The organism is Variovorax ureilyticus, assembly GCF_037889935.1.
GTDB lineage: Bacteria > Pseudomonadota > Gammaproteobacteria > Burkholderiales > Burkholderiaceae_C > Variovorax > Variovorax ureilyticus.
The window spans coordinates 51,105-75,165 of the sequence record NZ_JBBKZU010000005.1 but is presented as its reverse complement, the minus strand read 5'-3'; the positions used below and the strand labels follow the sequence as shown (position 1 = coordinate 75,165).

The following is a 24,061-nucleotide window of genomic DNA, read 5'->3' as shown; positions in this document are numbered from 1 at the left end:
ATGAAGCGTTCCTGGCTCGCGGCCGTCGTGGTGGCGTCCGCCTTGGCGGGGTGTGCCAGCGAGCCGACGCGACTGCCGCTCGGCACCACGCGCGACCAGGCGCTTGTGCAACTGGGCACGCCGACCGCGACCTATCCGCTGCAGGGCGGCGGTGAGCGGCTCCAGTATTCCCGCGCGCCGATGGGCTTCGAAGTCTCGAACATCGACGTCGACGCGAGCGGCCATGTGGTGTCCATCCGGCAGGAACTCTTCGAAGGCCTCTTCGACAGCACCATCAAGCCCGGCGTCTGGCGCGTCGACGATGTTCTGCGCACCTACGGGCGGCCCTACGAGATCACCCGCGTGACCTCCTTCAACGGCGATGTCTGGACCTGGCGCTACAAGTCCATGAATGCGCGCCGGCTGCTCTATATCTATGTGAGGCCGGACGGCGTGGTGGACCACTATCACACGGGCGACGACCTGAACGTCTTTCTGATCCCCCGGTGAGCGCCATGAAAGTCGCGTTCGCGGGTACGCCCGAGTTTGCCCGCGTCGCGCTGGAGGCCATCGCCGCGGCCGGCCACGAGATCGTCCTCACGCTGACCCAGCCGGATCGCCCGGCGGGCCGCGGCATGAAGATGCAGGCCTCGCCGGTCAAGCAGTTCGCGGTGTCGCGCGGATGGCCGGTGATCCAGCCGCGAAGCCTGCGGTTGGACGGCAAGTATCCGGATGACGCAGAAGCCGCGCGCACCGCGATCGCGGATTCGAAGGCCGAGGTCATGGTGGTGGCTGCCTACGGACTGATCCTTCCTCAGTGGGTGCTCGATGCTCCGCGGCTCGGCTGCTTGAACATCCACGCGAGCCTGCTCCCCAGATGGCGCGGCGCCGCGCCGATCCATCGCGCGATCGAAGCAGGCGACGCCGAAACGGGCATCACCATCATGCAGATGGACGCCGGCCTCGACACTGGTGACATGCTGCTGCGCGACGCCGTTCCGATCGGCGAAGACAACACCGCCCGTCTGCACGACCGGCTTGCCGCGCTCGGCGGCCGCATGATCGTCGATGCGCTGGAGCAGGCGGACGCCGGTGCGCTCCGTGCCGTTCCGCAGCCCGAGGCAGGCGTGACCTACGCGCACAAGGTCGAGAAGGCCGAGGCGCAGGTGGACTGGTCGCAGGGCGCCGACGCGATCGTGCGACGCGTCCGCGCCTTCGATCCATTTCCCGGTGCGAGCAGCGTGCTCGATGGCGAGACCATCAAGCTGTGGGCCGCGCAGGCGCGCCAGGATGCACCGTCAGAAGCGCCCGGAACCGTTCTTGCCGTCGGCGCAGCGGGCATCGTGATCGCCGCCCAGGGCTCGACGGTCGTCGTCTCCGAACTGCAGCGCGCAGGCGGCAAGCGCCTGCCGGTGGCCGATTTCCTGCGAGGCTTCGACGTCAAGCCCGGACAGGTCTTCGGCTGATGTTCCTCGCCTCCTCCGTTCGCAGCCAACCGGAGTTTCGCGAAGGCATCCGCGACATGTCGCCGATCGCCCTGGGCATCGGCGCGTGGGGCCTCATGACCGGGGTCGCGATGCTCAAGTCCGGCATGAGCGTGGTCGAGGCGGTCGCAATGACCCTGCTGGTCTACGCGGGCAGTTCGCAACTCGCGTCCATCCCGTTGCTGATCGCCGGCGCGCCGGCCTGGGTGATCCTGGCAACCGGCTTCTGCGTCAACCTGCGCTTCGTGGTCTTCAGCCTGCATCTGCGGCCCTACCTCATGCACATGCCGCGCTGGCGCCGCATGACGCACGGCTATCTCACGGCCGACATGAGCTACGCGATGTTCACGCGCAGGTACGCCCGCGCGCCCGAGACCGAGGCCGAGAAGCGCGCGCAGGAGGCCTACCTCACCGGCAACTATTGCGTGACCTGGTGCTCGTGGATGGTCCTGAGCCTGCTCGGCATCGTGCTGGCGAACATGATTCCGCAGAGCTGGGGCCTGGGCTTCGCGGGCGTCCTGAGCCTGGTGGCGATCGTCTGCTCGATGGCGACCACGCGCCTTCGCGTGCTGGCGGTGGTGATTGCCGGGGCCACGGCGGTCGCGGCCTATGCGCTGCCGCTCAAGCTCAACATCGTCGCGGGCATCGGCGTCGCAGTGCTGCTGTGCTTCTGGCTCGAGAAGCAGTTCGGGCTTGATCCCGATGCAGAGGACGACAAGTGAGCCTGGGCGGGGCGCAGACCGATTTCTGGACGCTGGCGGTCATCGTCGGCCTCGCGGGCGTCACCGTGCTGACGCGCTGCTTCTTCTTCATCCTCGACCGGCCGTGGGGTCTGCCGGACTGGGCGCATCGCGCGCTGCACTACGCGCCCGCCGCGGCGTTGGCGGCAGTGGTCATTCCCGAGGTCGTCATGACGCAGGGCCATCTGACAACGACCCTGCAGGATGCGCGCCTCTACGGCGCGGTCGCCGGCGTCCTCTACTTCTTCTGGCGCGGCGGCGTGCTCGGGACGATGCTCGCGGGCATGGCAATCTATTTGCCGCTGCACCTGGGCCTCGGCTGGTAGGCGATCAGGGCGATCGCGGTGCGACCCGACTTTCCAGCGAAGCCGGGTGCCAGCCGGGCTGGATGTGACAGTCGTTCTTCCCGTCCGGGCGATAGCGCGGCATCACGGCCTTGCACAGCAGCGCGATGCTCTCGGGCGTGGGCTTCTCGCCCTTGTCGATCCAGTCGAGGAGCGCAGTGAAGAGCGCCGGATATTCCGAATCGCTCAGGTAGCTGTGCTCGCGCTCGGCGCTGAAGGTCTGTACCAGCCTGTCGCCGGTGCCGGCCGATTCGCGGATGCGGCGGTAGAGGTCTTCGAGTTCGACGAAGGCCGTGGGATCGTTGATCGCATGCAGCGTCACGGTTGGCAGCGAGGTGCGGCCGCTCGGCAGGCTGTCGGTCGCCAGTTCGCCTTGCGCCTGGGGATCGGCCGCGTATCGCGCGACGCCCGCATTCAGCGCCGTGTCGTCGTTCGAGCCGCGATAGACCACGCCGATGTTGCCGAAGGGATTGCGACCCTCCAGCCGCAACTGCACCAGATCCTGGAACAGCCACGTCGCCCACGACAGATGGCCGACCAGCGAGCGTTCCTCGATCTTCGTGGCGGCCAGGATCGTCTTGAGCCGCGCCGCTTGCTCGGGCGTTCGTTGCGCCGCTGGCAGGCCGGCGCCGGTGCACGCCTTCACGCGCTCGGCAAGCTCGGCGCGCGTGAGCTTCGAATCCCTCGGCAGGCCCGTCCAGAGCGGGTACTGCGCCTCGTCCGGTCGTGGGTGGTTGCGGCAGACGTACTGGTAGACCACGCGCAGGTCGAGCCGGAAGTCGTAGGCGTTGTTGCCGCCGCCGAGCACGCCGCTGGTCAGCACCAGCCCGTCGTAGGGACTCTTGGCGCCGGGCGGCGCGTACAGCTCCGCGGCCTTCGAGGCCACGCCGCCGCCGTAGCTCTGTCCGTGCAGCAAGGTGCGGCGCGGCGTGCCGAAATAGCTCACGAAGATCTGTCGGAGCCGCTCTGTGTCCTCCGCCGCCATCGTCACGCCGTAGCCGCCGCGCCGGTAGGTGGAGGCGGCCCACGCATAGCCCGCGCGCAGGGTGACGGCCCAGCGCTTGAGGTCTTCCACGCTGCGCTCCAGCTTCGGCGGCCCGGTCTCGGGTCCGCCATGCGCATGCATCACGAGGACGTGGTTCCAGTCCTTCGGGATCGCGATCACGTAGAAGGCACCGGCGTCGTCCTGGCCGGTGTAGCAGCGGGCCGCGTCGGGAACGGGCGCGGGGCAGTCGGCGGGCCTGGGCGCATTCGCGGCGTGGGCCTGTGCAAGGCAGAGCGAAAGCGCCAGCGAGGGCAGCAGATGTCGTTTCACATGCATGTGGGCGTCTTCGATGGAGGGGCGAGGCGATCATGCACGAGATCGCTTCGCCATCGCCGCACCGCTAGTCGAGCTGCACGCCGGCCGTCTTGATGATCTGGCCCCAGCGCTCGTTCTCCGCGCGGGCGAGCTTGTAGAAGTCCTGCGGCGTTCCGGGCAGCGCCTCGAAGCCGAACTCCGAGAAGAGCTTGACCACCCTCGGCGCCTGCATCGCCTTGTTCAACTCGGTGTTCAGGCGGGCGACCACATCCTTTGGCATGCCCGCCGGGCCAATGAGACCGTGGAAGGCATACGCGTTGACGTCCTTGAAGCCGAGCTCGTTGAAGGTCGGAACGTCGGGCAGGGCCGCAGCACGCTGCGGCAGCGCGATCGCCAGCACGCGCACCTTGCCGCTCTTGATGATCGGCAGGCCGGAGGCGAGGTCCAGCATCATGGTCGGCACCTGCCCGCCCATCACGTCGGTCATCGCCGGCGCGGCGCCCTTGTACGGCACATGCTGGATGTCGATGCCGGCCTTCTGCTTGAAGAGTTCCATCGCCATGTGGTGCGGCGAACCGTTGCCCGGCGAGGCATAGCTCACCTTCTGCGGATGCGCCTTCACATAGCTCACGAACTCCGCGACCGTCTTCGCGGGGAAGTCCGGATGCACCACCAGCGCGACCGGGAAGCGGCCGATGGCGCCGATGTAGGTGAAGTCGGTGGCGGGCTTGTACGGCAGCTTGGCGAACATGTGCTCGTTGAAGAGCAGTGCCGCGTTCTCGGCCTGCATGATCGTGTAGCCGTCGGGCTTGGCCTGCATCATCACCTGCACGCCGATGTTGGTAGATGCGCCGGGCCGGTTGTCGATCACGATCGGCTGGCCGAGCGAGGGCTGCATGGCTTCGGCGAGTGCGCGCGCGAGGTTGTCGGTGCCGCCGCCTGCGACGTAGGGAACGATCCAGCGCACGGTTTGCGTGGGATAAGTGGACTGGGCCGGCGCATGGCTCGCCAGGGTGATCGCGAGGCCGGCGGCCAGCAGCTTGAGAAATCGTCGCATTCGGTTTGTCTCCGTTAAAAGATGTCGATATCAGTGAGCCGTGACGGTCCAGGCCAGGAATACCGCGGAACCGGCTTTGCCGGGCCGCTGGTATTGCCCCCGGTAGGGGGTTGGCGAAGCGACACGAAGTGCGCGCGGCCTGGGGGCGAGTTCATTCAGCCTCTGAGCACCTGCCAGAGCTCGCGGTCGCGCTCGGCGGTCCAGATCACCGGGTGTTCGATGCCGCGCAGTTCGTCATAGGCGCGCGACACGTCGAAGGGCAGAACGTGCTGGAAGACCGGCCAGTTGCCGAAGCGCGGCTTCATCGCCTGCTCGGCGCGCTCGAAGCAGCCGCGCAGGCTGTCGCCGGCAGCGATGCCGGCACGCACGCTGTCGAGCAGCGTCGAGAGGAAGGCCTTGGTGAGTGCAACCGCTTCGGCACACGCGGCCTCGCCTTGAAGCACTGCGCCGCGACCCGGCACCAGCACGCGCGGCTTCAGCGCGGCGACCGCGTCGAGCGTGCCGGCCCAGTCCTGGATGTAGGCATCGCCGGCGTACACGCCGCAGCGGTTCTCGACCACGTCGCCCGAGAAGAGCACGCCGCAGTCCGCCAGCCATGCGATCGTGTCGCCGCCCGAATGGCCGCGGCCGAGGCACATCAGGCGCAGTTCGCGCCTTCCGAGCCAGAGGCTCATCTCGCGCTCGAAGCTCATCGTCGGCTCGGTCAAGCCGGGGATTTCCTCCACGCCGGCGAAGAGGCGCGGAAAGCGGCCGACTTCCGAATCGAAGTCGGCCTGCCCGCGCTCGTGCACCCACTCCAGCGTGCCCTTGCTCGCGATGATGGCCTCGACTTCGCTAAAAGCGCTCGCGCCCATCACGCGGACCGCGTGGTAGTGGGTGAGCACGATGAACTTGATCGGCTTGTCGGTGACCTTGCGGATGTCGGCCAGGAAGTCGCGCGCCATGCGCGGCGTGGGGCGCGTGTCGATCAGCACCACGTGTTCGTCGCCGACGATGAAGCCGCAGTTGGGATCGAAGTCGCTGATGTAGCCGTAGACGTTGGGCGCGAGTTCGCGCACCTGCGGCTTCTGCTCGCGGGTGTCCGAGGCAGAAGCGAAGGAAACGGATGTGCTCATGGGGGGGTGCTTGTGTTGTCGGTCGACGGAGATGTGCCGCTGTCCCGCGCGGCGGCGATGCAGTCCAGCAGCACCTGTTGATTGCCGCACTGGTTGGCCAGCAGCAGCACGAGGCGCGCGTTGTAGTCGGCGCTATGCGTTTCGTTCAGGCCTTCCTGCGCGGCGATCCAGGCCGCGTAGAAGCCATCGGGGTCGGGGATGTGGGGCTCGGTGATCATGGTTCTGTGAAGTCAGCGATGCGCGAGCGCGGTGCGGAGCGCGGCGGCGATCGATGCGGGCGTCGGGTCGTTCAGCAGGGCGCCGCGATAGGCGTCCGGGCGCACGATGCACAGGGTGCCGGGCGCCGGGTTGTCGAGGTGGCGGGCCAGCACGTCGTCAGGCTGCAGCGCGGGCAGGCCGCTTTCGCCACCGACGGCGACGAGCCGCAGCGGCAACGAGGCATCGAGATCGGTCGCCGTACTCGCCTGCGCGCGCGTCGGCGCGAACCATAGGCCGAGGCATTGCGTGCCTTCGGCCAGCAGCTGCGCGATCGTGGTCGGCGTTCCATCGCGCCATCGCAGCGGGAGGTTCTGGACCGTCTTCGCGCCGGCGGGAAGATGGGCGGCCGCTGGGTAGTCGTTGGCGACCGACATTCGCCCCGTGTTGACCAGCGCGCGCGCGAACGGGTAGCGCTGCGCGAGCGCGACGACCGCGCGGCGCATCGTGTGCTCGGCCGGCGACCGCGGCGCGAGGAAGCGCGCGGAACGGCTGGTGACGCGCAGGTTCTCCGCCGCGGCGGGTCGGCGTTCGGCGTCATACGTGTCGAGCAGCACATCGTCCGCGAGCCCTTGCGTGACCAGCGCGAGCTTCCATCCGAGATTCGCCGCGTCCTGGATGCCGCTGTTGCCGCCGCGTGCGCCGAACGGACTCACCACGTGCGCCGAATCGCCGATGAACAGGATGCGGCCGTGCCGGAAGTTGTCGAGCAGGTGGTCGCGGTAGCCATAGGGGCCGATCCAGACGAACTCGAATTCCACGCCGGGACCGAGCTGTTCGCGAAGCCGCGCGCCCGCGACTTCCGGCTTGCTGATGTAGGCGGTGTCGCAGTCCTCGGGCATCTGGTAGTCGATGCGCCAGACGCCGTCGCCCATCAGGTGCTGCCACACCGCCCGGCCTTCGTTGAAGGGCGCATCGACCCAGGTCCAGCGCTCGACCGGCAGCGGCTTCTTGAAGCGCACGTCGGTGATGCACCACCGGTCGGTGCTGCGCGACGGATGCGCCTCGATGCCGAGTTGCGTGCGGATCGGGCTGTTCGCGCCGGTCGCGTCGATGAGGTGATCCGCCTCGATGTTGTAGCTGCCGGCCGGCGTCTCCACCGTGAGGCGCACGCCATCGGCAAGCGGCGTCACTTGCGTCACGCGATTCTTCCAGCGCAGGTCGGTCAGGCCGAGTTCGTGGATGCGGTCGACCAGGAACCACTCGATGTAGAACTGCTGCAGGTTGATGAACGGCGGCTGCACCGAGACGCTGTCGGTCTTCAGGTTGAAGTTGTAGACCTCGGTGTCGCCCGAGAAGGTGCGGCCGAAGGACCAGGTGATGCCCTTCTCGGCGATGCGTTCGTAGATTCCGAGCCGCGCGAAGATTTCCAGGCTCTTCTGCGCATAGCAGATGCCGCGCGACGATGCGCCGCGCACGCCGACCGTGTCGTCCTCGTCGAGCAGCACTGCGCGCACGCCGCGGCTCGCGAGGTCACAGGCGAGCGTGAGGCCGGCGGGGCCGGCGCCGACGATCACGATCGGGTGACGCCCGGCCGACGTGCTTTGCAGTTCAGGCGGCGGCACGAACGGCCAGCTCGGCAGTTCGTAAGGGGGAGCGAAGGTGAAGGTTTCCATCGGGGAATGCGGTCGGTTCACAGGGCGTGGGCCCATTCGGCGATCGCGTCGGCAGCTTTCGGCACCAGCTCCGGCTGCCCTGCGAGGTAGTGGTTGCCGCCGACGATGTCGACGTTGCGGATGCGATCGCCGCCGGCCGCCATCCACGCATCGCGAGTGCTCGGGAAGGTGGACTGGTCGGCGGTGTAGGTCAGCAGCAGCTTGGGGCAGGTGGTGCGCGCGAGGTTGGTCGGGCCATCGGCCTGCGAGCGCGAGGACCATTGCGAGAGGAAGGCCGTGAGCGAAGTGGTGCGGCCCATCGCGTTGCACGAGTAGTTCACTTGCCGCGCGTCGCCCCACACGCTGCCCGGCGCGCGATCGTTGGGGTCGAGCGAGAGATCCACGCAGCGCGGATCGGCGTGCGTCCGGTAGACGATGAAGGCCTGGTCGCGCGGTGCGCCCGGCGTACTGCGCAGCTGCCGCAGCCGCTCCAGCGCCCAGTGCTCGATGCGGTCGAGCCGCGTCTTCTGCGCCGCGCTGAATCGTGCGAGGAAGTCGGCGTCGTAGGGCAGGCGATGGCGCGCGTCGTACATGTCGAGCTCGGGGTCGACCGAGAGCGGATCGTGCTCGTCCGTCACCGAAGGGTCGATCCAGTCGCGCATCAGCCGCGAGCGGCCGAGGTGCGCGGCGCACAGCGCGATGCCATCCACCGGCGGCAGGTCGTCCGGATGCAGGTGCGTCGGATCGCCGTCCGCGAAGTGATGCGCGGTGAGCTTCTCGGCCTGCGCCTGGTAGAAGCTCGCGAGCGCCGCGCCGCCGGAGTTGCCGATCAGCACGACCTTCTCGTAGCCCATCGCGCGCAGGTGCTTCACGCCGGCGCCCAGATCCTGGATCGCGCGCTCCATCAGCAGCACGGTGTCGTTGCCCATGTAGCGCGAGTTCAGGCCTATGCAGCAGATGCCGCGCTCGGCCAGCGGACCGATCAGGTAGTGACCCATGAAGTTGCTCGTCGGGTGCATCACGATCGCGGCGAGCTTCTTCGGGCCGGCCGGCGCGCGGTAGGCGCCGTAGATGCGCGGGCGCAGCATCTGCAGCCCCGACTGGCTTTCGAGCGCCGCGCCGGGCTTGACGTCGATGACGGCGAGTTGCAGGTCAGCCATGCGGCGCCTTTCGCAACTGGGCCTTGCGTTCGGTCCATGCATCGAGCGCGGCGCGCGCCTTGAGCGCATGCGCGTCCATCTCGGACTTCGGGACCGTGGGCGTGGTGAGTTCGAGGCGGATGCCGTTCGGATCGAAGAAGTAGATCGATTCGATGATGTGATGGTCCGTGGGACCCAGCACTTCGACGCCTGCGGCTTCGAGCCGGGACTTGGCCGCCATCAGCTCCTCGACCGAGTCGACGCGCAGCGCGATGTGATTGACCCACGCGGGCGTATTGGGCGAGGGCAGCGCGGCGACGTTGTCGCCGAGGTCGAAGAAGGCGATGTACGAGCCATCGCGCATCTGGAAAAAGATGTGCACGTAGGGGCAGTACTCGCCGGTGCTCGGCACGTGGTCGCTCTTGATCACGTGTGCGAGCGGCAGGCCCAGCAGGTCTTCGTAGAAGCGGCGGGTCTCCTCGCTGTCGCGGCAGCGCCAGGCGAAGTGGTGCAGGCCCTGCACGGGCACGGGTGGCGCGGCGATGGCGCTCTCGTCGGGCATGGTTGTCTCCATCGGGGGGCTCGATGGGGTGGATTGGGCCGCGGTTCTTCTTATGATTCAATCGAAATAAATTCATCGATTGATGAAATAACGCCATGAATTTGACTTTGCGCCAGTTGCGTGCGTTCGCGGCCGTTGCGGAGACGGGCAGCTTCACCGCGGCCGCCGCGAGCCTGCATCTCACGCAATCGGCGCTGAGCGTGCTGGTGCGCGAGCTGGAACGCGAGATGGGCGTGCAGCTGTTCGATCGCCATACGCGCCGCGTGCAGCTTTCCGAAGCCGGGCGCGAGTTCCAGCCCTCGGTGCAGCGCCTGCTGGCTGACCTCGCGGGCGCGGTGGCCGGCGTGACCGACCTCCGCGACAAGAAGAAGGGCGTGCTGCGGCTCGCCGCGCCGCAGCTCATGGCCTGCACGCTGATGCCGCGCGTGATCGCGGCGTACCGCGAACGGCATCCGGACATCGACGTGCGCCTGGCCGACACGCTGCCGGAACATCTCCTGAGCGGCGTGCTGTCGGGCGAGGTCGAGCTGGCGGTGGGGCAGGACGTGCCGGTCGACTCGGCGATCGAGCGGCGCACGCTCTTTCGCGACCGGCACTGGCTGATCTGCCCGCCCGGCCATCCCTTCGCGCGCCGCCGCAAGGTGCGCTGGCACGAGCTGGCGCCCTACACCTTCATCGCACCGACGCGTGATTTCCGCCAGCGCGTGCTTCCTGAACTCGAACCTGCCGAGCGCGAGTTCATGCTGCGATCGACCACGCAAGAGGTCTCGTACATGACCACGGCGCTGGGCATGGTCGCCTCGGGGCTGGGGCTCACGGTCTGCCCGACTTACTCGTCGTCGCTGGTGCGGGCGCACGGGCTGCAGATGGTGCGGCTGGAGCAGCCGGACTTTCATCGCGAAGTCTGCGTCTACGGCGCGTCGAAGCGATCGCTGTCGCCGGCCGCGGCGAGCTTCGTCGAACTGCTGGAAGGCTTCGTCCATACACCGGGGCTGGCGGGCTGAAACCTACAATGTCCGCTGCCGCCCGCCGGGGCGTTCCCACTCGCATTCATTTCGCCGACACCTCATGAACATTCTTCGATTCACCGACCTCTGTGCGCAAGGCAAAGTCACCGGCCAGCGCGTGTTCATCCGAGCCGACCTCAACGTGCCGCAGGACGATGCCGGCAACATCACCGAGGACACGCGCATCCGCGCCTCGGTGCCGTGCATCCGCCAGGCGCTCGATGCCGGCGCGGCGGTCATGGTGACGTCGCACCTCGGCCGCCCGACCGAAGGCGAGTTCAAGCCCGAGGACTCGCTGGCGCCGGTCGCCCTGCGGCTCGGCGAACTGCTCGGCCGAGAAGTGCCGCTGGTTTCCAACTGGGTCGATGGCGTGCAGGTGCAGCCGGGGCAGGTCGTGCTGCTCGAGAACTGCCGCCTGAACAAGGGCGAGAAAAAGAACGACGAGGCGCTTTCGCGCAAGCTCGCGGCGCTGACCGACATCTACGTCAACGACGCCTTCGGCACCGCGCACCGCGCCGAGGCCACCACCTACGGCATCGCCCAGTTCGCGAAGATTGCCTGCGCCGGTCCGCTGCTGGCGGCCGAGATCGACGCGATCACCAAGGCGCTGGCGCAGCCCAAGCGTCCGCTGGTCGCGATCGTCGCGGGCTCGAAGGTCAGCACCAAGCTCACCATCCTCAAGAGCCTGGCCGACAAGGTCGACCAGCTCATCGTCGGTGGCGGCATCGCCAACACCTTCATGCTGGCGTCGGGCCTCAAGATCGGCAAGTCGCTGGCCGAGCCGGACCTGATCGACGAAGCCAAGGCCGTGATCGAGGCCATGCGCGCGCGCGGCGCCGGTGTGCCGATTCCGGTCGACGTCGTCACGGCGAAGACCTTCGCGGCCGACGCGGCCGCGACGACCAAGGGCGCCGATGAAGTCGCCGACGACGACCTGATCCTCGACATCGGCCCGAAGACCGCCGAACTGCTTGCTGCGCAGCTTCGCGAAGCCGGCACCATCGTGTGGAACGGCCCGGTCGGCGTGTTCGAGTTCGATGCTTTCGCCAACGGCACCAAGGTGATCGCCCAGGCCATCGCGGAAAGCAAGGCCTTCTCGATCGCCGGCGGCGGCGACACGCTGGCCGCCATCGCCAAGTACGGCATCGAAGACAAGGTCGGCTACATCTCGACTGGCGGCGGTGCGTTCCTCGAAGTGCTGGAAGGCAAGAAGCTCCCCGCCTTCGAAATCCTCGAGAAACGCGCTGTATAAGTTCGCCCCCAGGCTTGCTCACTTCGTGTAGCCGCCAACCCCGTTCCGGGGGCAACCCCTGCGGCCCGGCGGAGCCGGTTCCGCGGGGTTCCTGGATTGGGGGATTCCGGGATCAGGTCGGATAGTTCTGGTTGTTCTCGGCAAAAGTGTATACAGTACGGAATACAAATCGGAGACCTGAATGAGCACGCAGCCCCGCCTTCCCCGCCACGCCACCAAGATCGTCGCGACGCTTGGCCCGGCTTCGAGCAGGCTCGACCTGCTGGAGCAGATGATCCTGCACAAGGTCAGCGTCGTGCGGCTGAACTTCAGTCACGGCACTGCACAGGACCACATCGACCGTGCGGCGATGGTTCGCGAGGCGGCACGCCGCACTGGGCGCGAGGTCGCGATCATGGCAGACCTGCAGGGGCCGAAGATCCGGGTCGGCAAGTTCGCCGAAGGCAAGGTCTGGCTGGAGCCGGGCGCGAAGTTCGTGCTGGACGCCTCCCGCACCGAACCGGGCGACGTCAACGAAGTCGGCCTCGACTACAAGGACCTGCCGCGCGACGTGAAGGCCGGCGACACCCTGTTGCTGAACGACGGCCTCATCGTGCTCGACGTCACGGCGGTCAAGGGCGATGCGGTGCACACCACGGTGCGGCTCGGCGGCGAACTCTCCAACAACAAGGGCATCAACAAGCAGGGCGGCGGACTGACCGCCCCGGCGCTGACGGCCAAGGACATGGAGGACATCAAGACCGCCATGAGCTTCCAGGCCGACTACGTTGCGGTGAGCTTCCCCAAGAACGCGACCGACATGGAAATGGCGCGCCAGCTCTGCAACGTGGCGGCGGCTGAATTCGGCCACAAGCCCGGGATGATCGCGAAGATGGAGCGAGCCGAAGCCATCCCCAAGCTGGAGGACATCCTGCGCGCGAGCGACGGCATCATGGTCGCCCGCGGCGACCTCGCGGTCGAGGTCGGCAACGCGGCCGTCCCGGCGCTGCAGAAGAAGATGATCCGCATGGCCCGCGAGATGGACAAGGTCGTGATCACCGCCACGCAGATGATGGAGTCGATGATCACCAACCCGGTGCCCACCCGCGCCGAGGTCAGCGACGTGGCGAACGCGGTGCTCGACGGCACCGATGCCGTGATGCTCTCTGCCGAGACGGCTTCCGGGCGCTATCCGCTCGAGACCGTGCAGGAGATGAGCAAGATCTGCGAAGCTGCCGAGGCGGCCGAAGACCCGCACCTCGACGCCGATTTCAGCGGCCAGAGCTACAGCCGCATCGACCAGTCGATCGCGATGGGCGCGCTCTTCACCGCGCACCACCTGGGCGCCAAGGCCATCGTCGCGCTGACCGAATCGGGCTCCACGCCGCTCTGGATGAGCCGCCACCGTGCCCACATCCCCATGTATGCGCTGACTTCGCGCCTTTCGACGCAGCGCAAGATGGCGCTCTACCGGAACGTCCGGCCGCTGCTGATGGACTCCGAAAGCGACCGCGACACCGCGCTGATGCAGGCCGAGGCGCACCTCAAGAAGCGCGGCATCGTGCAGACCGGCGACGTCTACGCCATCACCTGCGGCGAGCCGATGGGCGCGCCCGGCGGCACCAACATGCTGAAGATCTGCCGCGTCGGCTGATCGCTGGCCCGTTCAGACGATGACGACCGAAGCCCCGCTCCTGGCGAGCCAGATCGTCGTCCAGGTCTGCCTGTTCCTTTTCGCTGCCATCGGCATGTTCGGTGGCGCGGTCCAGTTCTTCCTCGGCCAGCCCGACACCACGCCGCGCCTGGACAACGTTCACCGCTTCATGGCGGGCATCTACTTCTCGACCGGCGTGATCTGCCTGTGGACGGCGCTGACGATCCGGCAGCAGGGCACGCTGGTGTACATCCTGGCCTTCGGCGTGCTGCTGGCCGGCTTCGGACGGATCGTCTCGATCGCGAAGGTCGGGCTGCCCCGGCCGGCGGCGGTCTGGCTGGGCTACCTGATTCCCGAACTGGTGCTGCCGATCGTCATCCTCGTGGCGCACCGCTCGCACGCCTGAGGCCGAGCGGTGGGGAAAGTCGGCCCCTGGCTTGGGGCTTCTTCCCACAGGGGGGTCGGTAGAATCGATGTAGTTTTTTCGTTTCCACCCTAGATTCCCGCGAGGTATTCCCATGGCTCTCGTCTCGATGCGCGAACTGCTCGACCACGCCGCCGCCAACGGCTACGGCATTCCGGCTTTCAACGTCAACAACCTCGAACAGGTGCAGGCCGTGATGGAGGCCGCCAAGGAAACGGGCGCGCCCGTGATCCTCCAGGCCAGCGCCGGGGCCCGCAAGTACGCCGGTGAATCCTTCATCAAGTACCTGATCCAGGCCGCGATCGAGGCCTACCCGCAGATCCCGCTGGTGATGCACCAGGACCACGGCCAGAGCCCCGACGTGTGCCGCGGCGCCATCGACCTGGGCTTCAGCTCGGTGATGATGGACGGTTCGCTCGAATCCGACGGCAAGACCATCGCCAGCTACGACTACAACGTCGACGTCTCCAAGAAGGTGGTCGACATGGCCCACAAGGTCGGCGTCACCGTCGAGGGCGAACTCGGCTGCCTCGGCTCGCTCGAGACCATGAAGGGCGACAAGGAAGACGGCCACGGCACCGACGCGACCATGACGCGCGAGCAGTTGCTGACCGACCCCGAGCAGGCCGCCGACTTCGTCAAGCGCACCCAGATCGATGCGCTGGCCATCGCCATCGGCACCAGCCACGGCGCGTACAAGTTCACGCGCAAGCCCACCGGCGACATCCTCGCGATCGACCGCATCAAGGAAATCCACCGCCGCATTCCGAACACCCACCTGGTGATGCACGGCTCGTCCAGCGTGCCGCAGGAGCTGCTGGCGATCATCCGCCAGTACGGCGGCAACATGAAGGAAACCTACGGCGTGCCGGTCGAGGAAATCCAGGAAGCCATCAAGCACGGCGTGCGCAAGATCAACATCGACACCGACATCCGCCTCGCGATGACCGGCGCGGTGCGCAAGTTCCTGGCCGAGAACCCCGAGAAGTTCGACGCGCGCGAATGGCTCAAGCCTGCGCGCGAGGCCGCCAAGCAGATCTGCAAGCAGCGCTACATCGAGTTCGGCTGCGAAGGGCAGGCCGGCAAGATCAAGGGCGACAACCTCCAGGTCGTCGCGGCCAAGTACGCCAAGGGCGAGCTGGCCCAGGAAGTGGTCTGACCCTCTCGCCCTGACGCAGAAGCCACCTTCGCGGTGGCTTTTTTCTGCGGGTTGGCGCGCGCACAATCTCCCGACCTCCCCGCCCCGCACAGCTTTTTTCGCCATGACCACCGTCCACACCTCCTCCATCAAGAGCCTTCCGCTGCTCGCGCGCGGCAAGGTGCGCGACAACTATGCCGTCGGCAACGACCGCATCCTGATGGTCGCCAGCGACCGCCTTTCCGCCTTCGACGTGATCATGGGCGAGCCGATCCCGGGCAAGGGCGAGATCCTCACGAAGATGGCCCTCTGGTGGTTCGACCGGCTGGGTCACCTGTGCCCCAACCACCTCACCGGCGAGGCGCCCGAGAGCGTGGTGAAGCCCGAGGAAGTGCCGCAGGTGCAGGGTCGCTCGATGCTGGTCAAGCGGCTCAAGCCGATCCCGGTCGAGGCGGTGGTGCGCGGCTATCTCGCGGGCAGCGGCTGGAAGGAATACCAGGAAAGCCGCTCGGTCTGCGGCGTGCCGCTCCCCGAAGGGCTGAGCAATGCCAGCAAGCTGCCGCGCCCGATCTTCACGCCGGCGGCCAAGGCGGCCGCGGGCGAGCACGACGAGAACATCAGCTACGACAAGGTGGTCGAGGTCGTCGGCCCCACGCTGGCCCAGCAGATCCGCGACACCAGCATCGCGATCTACGAGGCGGCGGCCGAGATCGCGCTGGGCAAGGGCATGATCATTGCCGACACCAAGTTCGAGTTCGGCCTCGACGAGTCCGGCACGCTGGTGTTGATGGACGAGGTGCTCACGCCCGACAGCTCGCGCTACTGGCCGGTCGAAGGCTACCAAGAGGCGCTCTCCGCCGGCGCCAATCCGCCGAGCTACGACAAGCAGTTCGTGCGCGACTGGCTCGAGGCCGTCCGCATCAACGGCAAGCCCTGGGACAAGACGCCGCCCGCGCCGCGCCTGCCAGCTGATGTCGTCGCGAAGACCGCGGCCAAGTACCGCGAGGCGCTCGACCGTCTCACCCATTGAGGGGTTGCGCGACCGGCCGATGTGAATAAGTCACAAAGCGCCGGGCAATACTCACATCCCGGAAAGACCGCTGTCTTCCAAACTCTTCTCATCCCGATAGATGAGGAGTGCGAAATGGAAATGCTGTCCGAGTTCCGGTTTCCTTACGTGCCGGCTACCGACCGTACGCCAGCTTCGCCGCCGGACCCGCTCCAGCCCGGCATGCTGGCCCGTGTGCTCGACGAGATCGACCACGGCCTGCTGCTGCTCGATCTGACGGGGCGCATCCTCCATGCCAACTTTCCGGCACGCCGGGAGCTGACGAGCGCCCACACCCTGCGGAGCGTCGACGGCATGCTTTGCGCGAGCCACGCGGGCTCGCAGCCGAAGCTGCGCCAGGCACTCAAGGACGCGGAGCGCGACTATCGAAGCATCGTCGAACTCGACGACGATCCGGAGGATCCGCTCTCGCTGGCCTTCATCCCGCTGGCGGCGCTGCACGGCGCCGCGACCGTGGACACCGTCCTGGTGATGTGCAGCCGGCGCCCGGGCTGCGAATCGCTCACGATGCAGATGTTCGCGCGCTCCAAGCGCCTGACGAGGGCCGAGCAGAACGTGCTCGCCCGCCTGTGCGCGGGCCATGGTGCGGAGGAGATCGCCTGCCTGGAGGGCATTCGCATGTCCACAGTGCGTACGCACATCAAGAACGTCCGCCAGAAGACCGGCAGCAACAGCATCCGCGAGGTGGTCTACCGCGTCTCGCGCATGCCGCAGATCGTGTCGGCACTGCGGATCGCCAGCGAAAACTGAGTCGCTGCCGGATCCATCCATACGCATTTGCGCGGCGCGGGCCGTATAGTCCGCGCATGCCGCAACCGACTGCCGCGTCGCGCCCTGATCCCGCAGCCGCCTTGCCGCTGCATGTGCAGAAGCTCGCCGCTCTCGGCGTGCAGCGCCGCTACCGTACCCACAGCCTGCTGATCGAGGAAGGCGACGAAGGCAGCGCCGTCTACATCGTCCTGTCGGGGAGGCTGCGGGCTTTCGTGTCGGATTCGCGCGGTCGCGAGGTGACCATGGCGCTGCATGGCCCCGGCGACTACGTCGGCGAAATGTCTCTCGACGGCGGCCGGCGCTCCGCCAGCGTGCAGGCCATGGAGCCGACGCTCTGCGCCATCGTGACGCGCGAAACGATGCTGCACCACATCGAGAAGGATCCGGAGTTCGCGATGGCGCTGATCGTCCGCTTGATCCGCCGCGCCCGGCTCGCCACCGAAAGCGCCCGCAGCATGGCGCTGCTGGATGTCTACAGCCGACTGAAGAACCTGCTCGAGTCGCGGGCGGCCCTACAGCCCGATGGCACGCGCCTCATCGCCGAGCGTCTGACGCACCAGGCGATCGCGAGCGAGATCGGCTGTTCGCGGGAGATGGTCAGCCGGCTGATGAAGGACCTGGAGTCGGGTGGGTATCTATCGGTGGTCGAGCGGCAACTCGTGCTTGCGCGCGAGTTGCCAGCGCGTTGGTAGGGCGCGATTTCACACCTTCCCCTTGCCAAACCGTATCGGAAACGCTGGCTTGGCAACCACGTTGTCGGACACCGCCAATTGCCTCGTCAGCTGAGGCGCAGCGATGCTGGTGCCCGAAAGTCGCATGTTGATTCCGCTCCGATTTCCCTTGCCGAGCAACCCCGCGAGCACCCGGCTCTGCTCGGTCGGGAAGGCGTAATCCGGACTGTTCCTCGGGGCCTGCGGGCGGCACAGCCCTCCGCTGCTGTAGGGGGCTGGTAATCCGTCGTTGAGCCGATAGCCTGCCGCGACCCAGGTGCAGGCGCCCGTGGCGATGCCGTTCAGGCTACCGCGCGCGAATACTTCTGCCGGGCCCATGCCCGGTGGATTGGTAGCCAATTCGTCACTGGGGAACGATCCGCATTTGTCGCCATAGTTGGGGCTGTCGAGATGCCCGCTGCGACCGCGCAAGGGCCGGCCCATGTTGGGGTCGTTGCGTGCGAGATAGACGTGCGCAATCCCCTGAAGGTTGACGGCGCCGGGCATTGCTTTGACCCTGACCAGCCAACGCCCTGGCGTTGCCAACGCCCATGGGACAGCGCCGGACATGGAGTCCGTGGATGCATGAGCGGTCGGCGAAACGGCGATTGTCGTCTGCAACTGGGTGCTGCCCGGCGGTCCGGGCACCAGCGAGGTGTTGATACTGACCACCCCGGTCGATGGGGGCGCGACGACTCCCGCGGGTGAAGTCACTTCGATGTCGACATCAGCGAGCGTGATCTGCCGTGGAAACCAGATCTCGAGGTGCGAGTACGACTGCGAATCCGCGGGGACGTACCAGTCGATCGTATGCCCGGTCGCGGTGAGCCCCTGCAGGTTGAATTCCGCGTGAGCCCGCAGCAGATGGCTATTGCCCGAAGGCAGAACGATCCGGAGAGCGTAGTTCTGCGCCTTCTGGCAGATCTTTTCGATAGCGCGTTCAACGAACGAACTGCCGTCATGCGGTCCGGTCTGGGGTCCATAGCTCAGGTTCACAACCACCCGCGTGGCTGGAGGAGAGAGAATTTTTCGCGCATAGGTGAGCACGGCGTGCAGCCCATCGAGGCCAAAATGTTTGAGCCACAGGCCTGTGGGGTCGTCGAGCGCCGCCGGCGGCAACTGCACGAAGGCGATGCCGGTCTGACCGACGAGCGCCGGCAGCGCCGGGCGGTTGTCGATCGGCCGCGCGCAACCTGCTGCGTGACTCATTACCTGGCCGCCGTGACTCGCCATGGTTCGCAGGCTCGGCAATGCTGCGAGCGTATAGGCGTGGTCTTCATCGACGCCCAGCCCCGGAGTGGTTGACGCCGCGAGCATCCCCTTGATCTTGGCCTCCAGGAACGTGGTGCCGTAACTCATCGGGGCGTTGGGGCCCGTGCCACCCTGGTCCCAGATGAATCGCACGCTCGGCGACGATCCATTGTTGGGACGGTAGGCGTAGTGGGCGAAGGGGCAGCCGTCGTCGATGATCCCGATCACCGTCGCGGGGCCATCGTGCTCGATCTCGGGCTCCGGAAAGACCTCAAACGACTCCGGCCCGAAGGGAGCCGCCAACTCGCAGTACACCGCGCCCTGTCCCTGGAGCCTGCCAAGAGCGTTGTCGAGGCTTTTGGGGGCGTCCGCGGGGACATTCACGGTCGCAAATGAGTACCCGACATAGACGTTGCTGCACCACAGGTTCATTGAGGCCAGGGTTGCGATGTCCGAATCGGTGAGGTCCTGTTGGAACTCCACCAGAAGTACCGCGCGCGTGGATATCGATGGGTCGAAGAGGCGAACCGCCGGCCTCAAGGCCCACTGCAGGTAGGCGTCTATCATCAGCCCGGATGAATGGAGGAGTGCCATCGCAATCTCCGGTGCTTACTGCAGGGCGGCCCGCTCCGCCTGACCGTACGTGTAGATCTTCGCGAGCACCGACGACGTGCCGGAAGCAGCAGCCACTGCCACAGGATTGCTGATGGTGTCGCCGATGCCGGTGCTTCCGGGCGTTTCCACGTCTTGCGTGAAGATGTCGAGTTCGAGGGTGCTGCCTATGGCAGGCGGCGGCGCGAAGCTGCGCTCCGTCACGCTCGCCTGCACGCCAAGGCGCGCAAGGATGTATTCGGCAATCGTGTGGCCAAGCATCCGGCCCGCCACGTTGTCCGCCGGGAAGTGCAGGCCTGCGATGACGCGGTTGGTGGCGATGCGCGCGGCTTGCCGGTAGAGTTGCTCGGCCGTAGAGCCGGTGGGGTTCAGATTCAGAATCCCCACGAGAAGCCGCGCCAGCATGAACGCCTGGGTCGCGTGGCCGCTCGGAAACGACCCGTGCCCAGGTGTGGTGAGCATTGGCTGCACCTGGTCCGAATACTGGAATGGTCGCCAGCAGGCCAGCACATGCTTGAACTGCATCTCCAGGAAGACCGTGAACTGGATCGCATTGGAGATCAGCTCGACGGTCCATCGATGGCGTTCAAGATGCAGGCCGGTGATCGAGGCCACGAAGGCGAACTGGTTGTCGATCTGCGAAAGGATTTCCGGCGCCCGTTCGAGCCGTAGTTGGCCCCACGCTTGCACAAGCGGGATCTGGCTGGCGAAGAAGGCGGGGGTGGGCCGGCCCAACGTGAACACCGTGGTGCCGCCGACCTGCATCTGCAGCGTCTTGGACCCGGCAACCGCTGGGTTCACGGGCGCGGAACTGCCGCTCGGCACGAAGCTGATGCCTTGACTGAGTTCCCAGAGAAGCAGTTGCGAACGAACCCAGCCTTCCCACCGCGCGCTGCTGTCCGACCAGTTGAAGCCAGGATCGCCGCGAGTGATGGGCCCGACGGTGGGATTGCTGATGCCATCCGTGCTCGTCGTCAGCGCTGTCGTGACCAGAGGGTTCGCAAACGCATCCGCCAGTGTCGGGGCACATCCGCAGCCTGCGCCGCCACCGCCCCCTCCCGAGCCGCCGCCAAACCCACCGAAGCCACCGAATCCTCCAAACCCGCCGAATCCTCCAAAACCCCCGAAACCGCCAAGTTGAGACATGTCCTTCTCCTTTCTTGTTGAACAGTCCTTCGTTTCTTGTCAGTCCTTGACCCCCGCCATCCGCAAGGCCTCGACGAGCAACCTGAACTGCTCGGGAGCGCGATCTGCGGCGGGATAGCTTTTCTTGAATCGGGTGAGCGAATAGGTCGGATCGAGACGCACCAGCCGCTCCACGGTCGCATGCGCCTCGTCCACGTGCCCCGACAGCGCCTGCGCGATCGCCAGTGCACGGTAGGTCGACGGATGAATCGCATTGCGTTGCAACGAGCGATTGGCGAGGCGGATCGCCTCTTCATAGTTGCCGTTGGCGATCGCCATCGAGGCGGACAGCGATTCGTAGTAGTAGGCGAGCGGATCAAGCGGCGACAGCGCCCGGGCACGCTCGGATGCGGACTGCGCCTGCGGTCCCTGTGCCTCGAACGCATGGATCATTCCCTTGAAGAGCCACGCGAGAGGCTCGTTCGGGTTGTGCGTGACAGCCTCGTCCAGGCGGTTCGCCGCCTTGTCGAAGTCCTTGATCAGATGGCAGTAGACGAAGCCCTCCATCGCCAGGGCAAGCGAGTTCGCAGGGTCGCTGTCGAGCGCGCGGCGGGTCTGGTCCAGGGCGCGCGTGGCATCGTCCTTGAGTGCCGTGGACAGCCCCCGCGTGGCGCACAGCACATACCACTTCGCGAGCCATGCCCGTGCCAGGGGATGACGTTGATGCCGCTCCACCAGGTGCTCCAGCACTTCGCGGCTGCGAACGAAGTCGGCATGCGCCGAGCGGTGCATCAAGGTGATGCCGCCGAGCATCAGCGAATAGCTCGACAGCGTCGGGATCGGCATGGTGCTGATCAACACCAGTTCGCTGCGGAAGATCGCGGCGTTGATCTCGGTCGCGAATTCGTCGATGGTCTCGCACCTGACCATGAACAGGTCCTCCAGGGCCGCGGTGCGGCGTGAGGCCCAGATCACGCGGCCGGATGCGGCATGCGCGAGCTCGGCGCTCATGAGGATCTGGGAACCGGCCGCGTAGTAGCTGCCCGAGAGGACGTAGTCGGCACCGAGACGGGTAGAAAGATCGTCGAGTCCGAGTTCGCGCTGGGCCAGGACACGGGTGGACAGTCGCGAGATCACGCGCAGTTGGTCGGCCTTCGAGAGCTGCGCGATGACTCCGTCCGCGATGAGGTCGCCGACGACCGACAGGGCAGCATCGCCGTTGTGGAACAGGAACGGCATCACGGCGATCGTCGGTTGCATGACCGGCGCCTTGGCGGCGCTCGCGCGAAAGGCGATGTCGCGGATCTTCCTCATGGGCGTCATGCGATAGGCACGCACCGGCTGGTCGATGTGCTTGAGCCAGCATTCCCCGAGATCCTCGAAGTTGCCATCCACCTCGTCGTCCAGAAGATCTCGCGTGGCCGCGGTGACCACAGTCTGGCCTGGTCCGGCAAGTGTCGCCACGCGCGCCGCGAGATTGACACCGGAGCCGTAGATGTCGTGCTGGTCGGTGTAGACCTCCGTGGCGTGCACCCCGGCCCGCAGATTCATCGTGTGGCCGTCTGCGAGCGGGTGACTCCGCGTCGCCATCCAGGCGTGCATCGCAAAGGCGGTGGCCGTTGCATGCCGCGCCTCATCGAACTCCAGCATCAGGCCGTCGCCGAGACTCTTCACCATGCGTCCTTCGTTGCCGGGCAGGATCGACTGAGTCACGTAGGCAACCAGGGCTTGCCAGCCCTTGATGACGCCCAACTCGTCGGCCTGCATGAGGCTCACGGACTCGACGAGGTCCACGACCAGAACCACCTTGCGGCGGCGCCGGAGGAGCAGTCCCTCGTCATCCAAGGCCGAAATGGTGTGAGGGTCTGATTCCTGCGTCATCCCCTCTCCGTGGGAACAAGCGCGACGAGGCGCGATGGGCCGGTTGTGTCACACGCACCGCCAAATGTCCATCGCTCGGACGGCGTACGCCGCGCGGACGTACGAGGCTCAGCGCACCTGGGTGGTCAGCACCGCGAGCGTGCGCCCGCCTGAATCCAGCAGCGTCATGCGCGAATTGCCCTGGAGGCGATAGCTCGCGGTGGATTGCAGCACCGCGAAGAACTGCGCTTCGTTGGCGCCGAGCGCCGGATCGGTACAGGCCATGCGGGTGGAGGCGAGCTGGTTCATCTTGAGGGCGCTACCGCTGCGCTGGAAGGTGCCCGTCACCCGGTTGCAGCCGCCCGAGCCGGTCACCTGGCCGTTGCGCCGGTCGAACTGGAGCTGCGCATCGCGCTGCGGGTCGCTGCCAGGGGCGACCGGGTTGTCGCCCAGTTGCTCGAGGCGCCAGACCGGCCCTTCGATCGGCTCGTCCAGGCTGATCCCGCTGCCGCATCCGGCCAGCAGTCCGGCGGCGAGCAGGGTGATCGCAACCACGGGCGCGGCGGATGGTCGAGCAGCGGGTCGAAAACGCATGGCCTGTCTTTCCTTTGGTAACGAAATGGATCGGCGCGACGTGGCAGTCGACGCCAGTGTCAGCTCAGGACGACGCTGCTCAGCCGTCGCCGGTAGCTTGCCACCGTCGGGTCGTCGGGGGGAATCTGCCCATCGGCCACCTTGACCTTGGGCGGCTCGATGATGTCGAGGATCGCGATGTACGTCTTGCGCGCGAGATCGTCGTTCCAGCTCTTGTCGCGCATGAGGATGTCGAGAAGCTCGTCCATCGCGTCGGTCCAGCGCTGATCGGCCATGAGCAGGCGGGTGCGGTCGAAGCGGGCCTGGAAGTCGCGCTTGTTGGTGGCGATGCGTGCGTCGAGATCGGCGATGGCCGGCGCGCCGCCGGCGGCCGGCTTCGCGAAATCGAGGGCGTCCATCCAGCGCTGGAGCGAGTCGAAGCGCCGCACCAGCGAAGTCTTGGCGATGACGGGCGCGAACGCGACCTTGGCGTCGTCGAGGCGACCTTCCTGCAGCAGCAGCTTGACGTAGTCGAAGCGGGTCTCGTCGTTGGACGGGTCGGTCGCGACCGCATGCTGCAGCTTCTCCAGCGCGCCTTCGGTGTCGCCTTCGGCCAGTGCAGCCTGCGCGGACTCCTCCTGCTCCTGCGCTTCGAGCTCGTCCGCGCCCGGCACATGTTTGTCGAGGAAGGCTCGGACCTGCTCGGGCGGGAGGGCGCCGACGAAGCCGTCCACCGGCTGCCCGTCCTTGAACATCACGCAGAACGGGATACTGCGCACGCCGAACATCTGGCTGAGCTGCTGCGAGATCTGCGGCACCTTGTCCGCGTCGAGTTTGGCAAGGGTGAAGCGACCGGCGTATTCGACCTCGAGTTTTTCGAGGACCGGGCCGAGCTGCTTGCAGGGGCCGCACCATTCGGCCCAGATGTCCAGCAGCACCGGTTGGTTCATCGAGCCTTCGATCAGCTCGGACTGGAAGTTTTCGAGGGTGATATCGATCATGTCAGTTTTTCCATTGCACTTCGCGCCACCTGCTCCCCATGAAATTGGCGCGTCCGAGTCCAGGG

At 66.7% G+C, this 24,061-nt stretch carries 24 protein-coding genes; 12 read left to right on the top strand and 12 right to left on the bottom strand.

Features of this window, described 5'->3' with window-relative positions; genetic code table 11:
- Genes WKW77_RS12815 through WKW77_RS12800 form a run of 4 tightly spaced genes read left to right on the top strand, consistent with a single transcriptional unit; the run spans window position 1 to window position 2,529 of the window.
- Window positions 1-489 carry a hypothetical protein gene (locus tag WKW77_RS12815; RefSeq protein WP_340357230.1) on the top strand — a complete coding sequence of 163 codons (489 nt, stop codon included), beginning with the start codon at window positions 1-3 and terminating at the stop codon, window positions 487-489.
- A 5-nt stretch (window positions 490-494) separates the two neighbouring features.
- Complete coding sequence (gene fmt, locus WKW77_RS12810; protein WP_422823183.1) at window positions 495-1,445, top strand: methionyl-tRNA formyltransferase; 951 nt, start codon at window positions 495-497, stop codon at window positions 1,443-1,445.
- Entirely contained in the window at window positions 1,445-2,185 is a 741-nt protein-coding gene (locus WKW77_RS12805) for an AzlC family ABC transporter permease (protein ID WP_340357228.1), read from the top strand. The genes fmt and WKW77_RS12805 overlap by 1 nt, the downstream gene beginning before the upstream one ends.
- Entirely contained in the window at window positions 2,182-2,529 is a 348-nt protein-coding gene (locus WKW77_RS12800) for an AzlD domain-containing protein (RefSeq protein ID WP_340357227.1), read from the top strand. Before WKW77_RS12805 ends, WKW77_RS12800 begins: the two co-directional genes overlap by 4 nt.
- Window positions 2,530-2,533: 4 nt before the next feature.
- Here the strand turns inward: WKW77_RS12800 and WKW77_RS12795 are convergent, their stop codons facing one another.
- The 7 genes from WKW77_RS12795 to WKW77_RS12765 form a co-directional block, all read right to left on the bottom strand.
- Window positions 2,534-3,868 carry a hypothetical protein gene (locus WKW77_RS12795; RefSeq protein WP_340357226.1) on the bottom strand — a complete coding sequence of 445 codons (1,335 nt, stop codon included), beginning with the start codon at window positions 3,866-3,868 and terminating at the stop codon, window positions 2,534-2,536.
- Between the two features lie 64 nt (window positions 3,869-3,932).
- Window positions 3,933-4,904 carry a Bug family tripartite tricarboxylate transporter substrate binding protein gene (locus tag WKW77_RS12790; protein WP_340357225.1) on the bottom strand — a complete coding sequence of 324 codons (972 nt, stop codon included), beginning with the start codon at window positions 4,902-4,904 and terminating at the stop codon, window positions 3,933-3,935.
- 155 nt (window positions 4,905-5,059) lie between these two features.
- The gene (locus tag WKW77_RS12785) at window positions 5,060-6,019 is read right to left on the bottom strand and encodes an MBL fold metallo-hydrolase (RefSeq protein ID WP_340357224.1); all 960 of its coding nucleotides are present in this window, start codon (window positions 6,017-6,019) and stop codon (window positions 5,060-5,062) included.
- Window positions 6,016-6,237, bottom strand: coding sequence for a DUF2783 domain-containing protein (locus WKW77_RS12780; protein WP_340357223.1), 222 nt, complete (start codon window positions 6,235-6,237; stop codon window positions 6,016-6,018). Before WKW77_RS12780 ends, WKW77_RS12785 begins: the two co-directional genes overlap by 4 nt.
- 12 nt (window positions 6,238-6,249) lie before the next feature.
- The gene (locus tag WKW77_RS12775; RefSeq protein ID WP_340357222.1) at window positions 6,250-7,890 is read right to left on the bottom strand and encodes an FAD-dependent monooxygenase; all 1,641 of its coding nucleotides are present in this window, start codon (window positions 7,888-7,890) and stop codon (window positions 6,250-6,252) included.
- A gap of 17 nt (window positions 7,891-7,907) precedes the next feature.
- Entirely contained in the window at window positions 7,908-9,029 is a 1,122-nt protein-coding gene (locus WKW77_RS12770) for an alpha/beta hydrolase family protein (RefSeq protein ID WP_340357221.1), read from the bottom strand.
- On the bottom strand, window positions 9,022-9,570 hold the full coding sequence (locus tag WKW77_RS12765) for a VOC family protein (protein ID WP_340357220.1): 549 nt from the start codon (window positions 9,568-9,570) through the stop codon (window positions 9,022-9,024). Before WKW77_RS12765 ends, WKW77_RS12770 begins: the two co-directional genes overlap by 8 nt.
- 95 nt (window positions 9,571-9,665) lie before the next feature.
- On the opposite strand from WKW77_RS12765, the gene WKW77_RS12760 reads away from it, so the two are divergent.
- The 8 genes from WKW77_RS12760 (at window position 9,666) to WKW77_RS12725 (ending at window position 17,556) form a co-directional block, all read left to right on the top strand.
- Window positions 9,666-10,574 carry a LysR family transcriptional regulator gene (locus WKW77_RS12760; RefSeq protein ID WP_340357219.1) on the top strand — a complete coding sequence of 303 codons (909 nt, stop codon included), beginning with the start codon at window positions 9,666-9,668 and terminating at the stop codon, window positions 10,572-10,574.
- A 64-nt stretch (window positions 10,575-10,638) separates the two neighbouring features.
- Window positions 10,639-11,829: a phosphoglycerate kinase gene (locus tag WKW77_RS12755; RefSeq protein ID WP_340357218.1), complete on the top strand. Its 1,191-nt coding sequence runs from the start codon at window positions 10,639-10,641 to the stop codon at window positions 11,827-11,829.
- Between the two features lie 181 nt (window positions 11,830-12,010).
- Entirely contained in the window at window positions 12,011-13,462 is a 1,452-nt protein-coding gene (pyk, locus tag WKW77_RS12750) for a pyruvate kinase (RefSeq protein ID WP_340357217.1), read from the top strand.
- A gap of 19 nt (window positions 13,463-13,481) precedes the next feature.
- The gene (locus WKW77_RS12745) at window positions 13,482-13,868 is read left to right on the top strand and encodes a DUF4345 domain-containing protein (protein ID WP_340357216.1); all 387 of its coding nucleotides are present in this window, start codon (window positions 13,482-13,484) and stop codon (window positions 13,866-13,868) included.
- Window positions 13,869-13,980: 112 nt separating this feature from the next.
- Window positions 13,981-15,045, top strand: coding sequence for a class II fructose-bisphosphate aldolase (gene fba / locus WKW77_RS12740; RefSeq protein ID WP_340357215.1), 1,065 nt, complete (start codon window positions 13,981-13,983; stop codon window positions 15,043-15,045).
- A gap of 103 nt (window positions 15,046-15,148) precedes the next feature.
- Entirely contained in the window at window positions 15,149-16,054 is a 906-nt protein-coding gene (locus tag WKW77_RS12735) for a phosphoribosylaminoimidazolesuccinocarboxamide synthase (protein ID WP_340357214.1), read from the top strand.
- 114 nt (window positions 16,055-16,168) lie between these two features.
- Window positions 16,169-16,843, top strand: a complete 675-nt coding sequence (locus WKW77_RS12730; RefSeq protein WP_340357213.1) for a helix-turn-helix transcriptional regulator — start codon at window positions 16,169-16,171, stop codon at window positions 16,841-16,843.
- Window positions 16,844-16,899: 56 nt separating this feature from the next.
- Window positions 16,900-17,556, top strand: a complete 657-nt coding sequence (locus WKW77_RS12725; RefSeq protein ID WP_340357212.1) for a Crp/Fnr family transcriptional regulator — start codon at window positions 16,900-16,902, stop codon at window positions 17,554-17,556.
- Between the two features lie 9 nt (window positions 17,557-17,565).
- Here the strand turns inward: WKW77_RS12725 and WKW77_RS12720 are convergent, their stop codons facing one another.
- From WKW77_RS12720 to WKW77_RS12700, 5 genes are all read right to left on the bottom strand, one after another.
- Entirely contained in the window at window positions 17,566-19,419 is a 1,854-nt protein-coding gene (locus WKW77_RS12720) for a S8/S53 family peptidase (RefSeq protein WP_340357211.1), read from the bottom strand.
- Between the two features lie 15 nt (window positions 19,420-19,434).
- Window positions 19,435-20,583, bottom strand: a complete 1,149-nt coding sequence (locus tag WKW77_RS12715; RefSeq protein ID WP_340357210.1) for a phosphatase PAP2 family protein — start codon at window positions 20,581-20,583, stop codon at window positions 19,435-19,437.
- Between the two features lie 39 nt (window positions 20,584-20,622).
- Window positions 20,623-22,443, bottom strand: a complete 1,821-nt coding sequence (locus WKW77_RS12710) for a tetratricopeptide repeat protein (RefSeq protein ID WP_340357209.1) — start codon at window positions 22,441-22,443, stop codon at window positions 20,623-20,625.
- 108 nt (window positions 22,444-22,551) lie between these two features.
- Window positions 22,552-23,016 (bottom strand): META domain-containing protein, encoded by a 465-nt coding sequence (locus tag WKW77_RS12705; protein ID WP_340357208.1) that lies wholly within the window; start codon window positions 23,014-23,016, stop codon window positions 22,552-22,554.
- 59 nt (window positions 23,017-23,075) lie between these two features.
- The gene (locus tag WKW77_RS12700; RefSeq protein ID WP_340357207.1) at window positions 23,076-23,996 is read right to left on the bottom strand and encodes a tetratricopeptide repeat protein; all 921 of its coding nucleotides are present in this window, start codon (window positions 23,994-23,996) and stop codon (window positions 23,076-23,078) included.
- Window positions 23,997-24,061: the final 65 nt, after the last annotated feature.

Excerpts from the sequence above, each read along its gene's own strand:
- WKW77_RS12785 (WP_340357224.1), bottom strand. The coding sequence starts at position 6,019 with ATGAGCACATCCGTTTCCTTCGCTTCTGCCTCGGACACCCGCGAGCAG.
- WKW77_RS12780 (WP_340357223.1), bottom strand. The coding sequence starts at position 6,237 with ATGATCACCGAGCCCCACATCCCCGACCCCGATGGCTTCTACGCGGCC.
- WKW77_RS12755 (WP_340357218.1), top strand. The coding sequence starts at position 10,639 with ATGAACATTCTTCGATTCACCGACCTCTGTGCGCAAGGCAAAGTCACC.
- fmt (WP_422823183.1), top strand. The coding sequence starts at position 495 with ATGAAAGTCGCGTTCGCGGGTACGCCCGAGTTTGCCCGCGTCGCGCTG.
- WKW77_RS12710 (WP_340357209.1), bottom strand. The coding sequence starts at position 22,443 with ATGACGCAGGAATCAGACCCTCACACCATTTCGGCCTTGGATGACGAG.
- WKW77_RS12730 (WP_340357213.1), top strand. The coding sequence starts at position 16,169 with ATGGAAATGCTGTCCGAGTTCCGGTTTCCTTACGTGCCGGCTACCGAC.
- WKW77_RS12715 (WP_340357210.1), bottom strand. The coding sequence starts at position 20,583 with ATGTCTCAACTTGGCGGTTTCGGGGGTTTTGGAGGATTCGGCGGGTTT.
- WKW77_RS12765 (WP_340357220.1), bottom strand. The coding sequence starts at position 9,570 with ATGCCCGACGAGAGCGCCATCGCCGCGCCACCCGTGCCCGTGCAGGGC.
- WKW77_RS12725 (WP_340357212.1), top strand. The coding sequence starts at position 16,900 with ATGCCGCAACCGACTGCCGCGTCGCGCCCTGATCCCGCAGCCGCCTTG.
- fba (WP_340357215.1), top strand. The coding sequence starts at position 13,981 with ATGGCTCTCGTCTCGATGCGCGAACTGCTCGACCACGCCGCCGCCAAC.
- WKW77_RS12735 (WP_340357214.1), top strand. The coding sequence starts at position 15,149 with ATGACCACCGTCCACACCTCCTCCATCAAGAGCCTTCCGCTGCTCGCG.
- WKW77_RS12745 (WP_340357216.1), top strand. The coding sequence starts at position 13,482 with ATGACGACCGAAGCCCCGCTCCTGGCGAGCCAGATCGTCGTCCAGGTC.
- WKW77_RS12760 (WP_340357219.1), top strand. The coding sequence starts at position 9,666 with ATGAATTTGACTTTGCGCCAGTTGCGTGCGTTCGCGGCCGTTGCGGAG.
- WKW77_RS12705 (WP_340357208.1), bottom strand. The coding sequence starts at position 23,016 with ATGCGTTTTCGACCCGCTGCTCGACCATCCGCCGCGCCCGTGGTTGCG.
- WKW77_RS12815 (WP_340357230.1), top strand. The coding sequence starts at position 1 with ATGAAGCGTTCCTGGCTCGCGGCCGTCGTGGTGGCGTCCGCCTTGGCG.
- WKW77_RS12790 (WP_340357225.1), bottom strand. The coding sequence starts at position 4,904 with ATGCGACGATTTCTCAAGCTGCTGGCCGCCGGCCTCGCGATCACCCTG.
- WKW77_RS12775 (WP_340357222.1), bottom strand. The coding sequence starts at position 7,890 with ATGGAAACCTTCACCTTCGCTCCCCCTTACGAACTGCCGAGCTGGCCG.
- WKW77_RS12700 (WP_340357207.1), bottom strand. The coding sequence starts at position 23,996 with ATGATCGATATCACCCTCGAAAACTTCCAGTCCGAGCTGATCGAAGGC.
- WKW77_RS12805 (WP_340357228.1), top strand. The coding sequence starts at position 1,445 with ATGTTCCTCGCCTCCTCCGTTCGCAGCCAACCGGAGTTTCGCGAAGGC.
- WKW77_RS12720 (WP_340357211.1), bottom strand. The coding sequence starts at position 19,419 with ATGGCACTCCTCCATTCATCCGGGCTGATGATAGACGCCTACCTGCAG.
- WKW77_RS12795 (WP_340357226.1), bottom strand. The coding sequence starts at position 3,868 with ATGCATGTGAAACGACATCTGCTGCCCTCGCTGGCGCTTTCGCTCTGC.
- WKW77_RS12770 (WP_340357221.1), bottom strand. The coding sequence starts at position 9,029 with ATGGCTGACCTGCAACTCGCCGTCATCGACGTCAAGCCCGGCGCGGCG.
- pyk (WP_340357217.1), top strand. The coding sequence starts at position 12,011 with ATGAGCACGCAGCCCCGCCTTCCCCGCCACGCCACCAAGATCGTCGCG.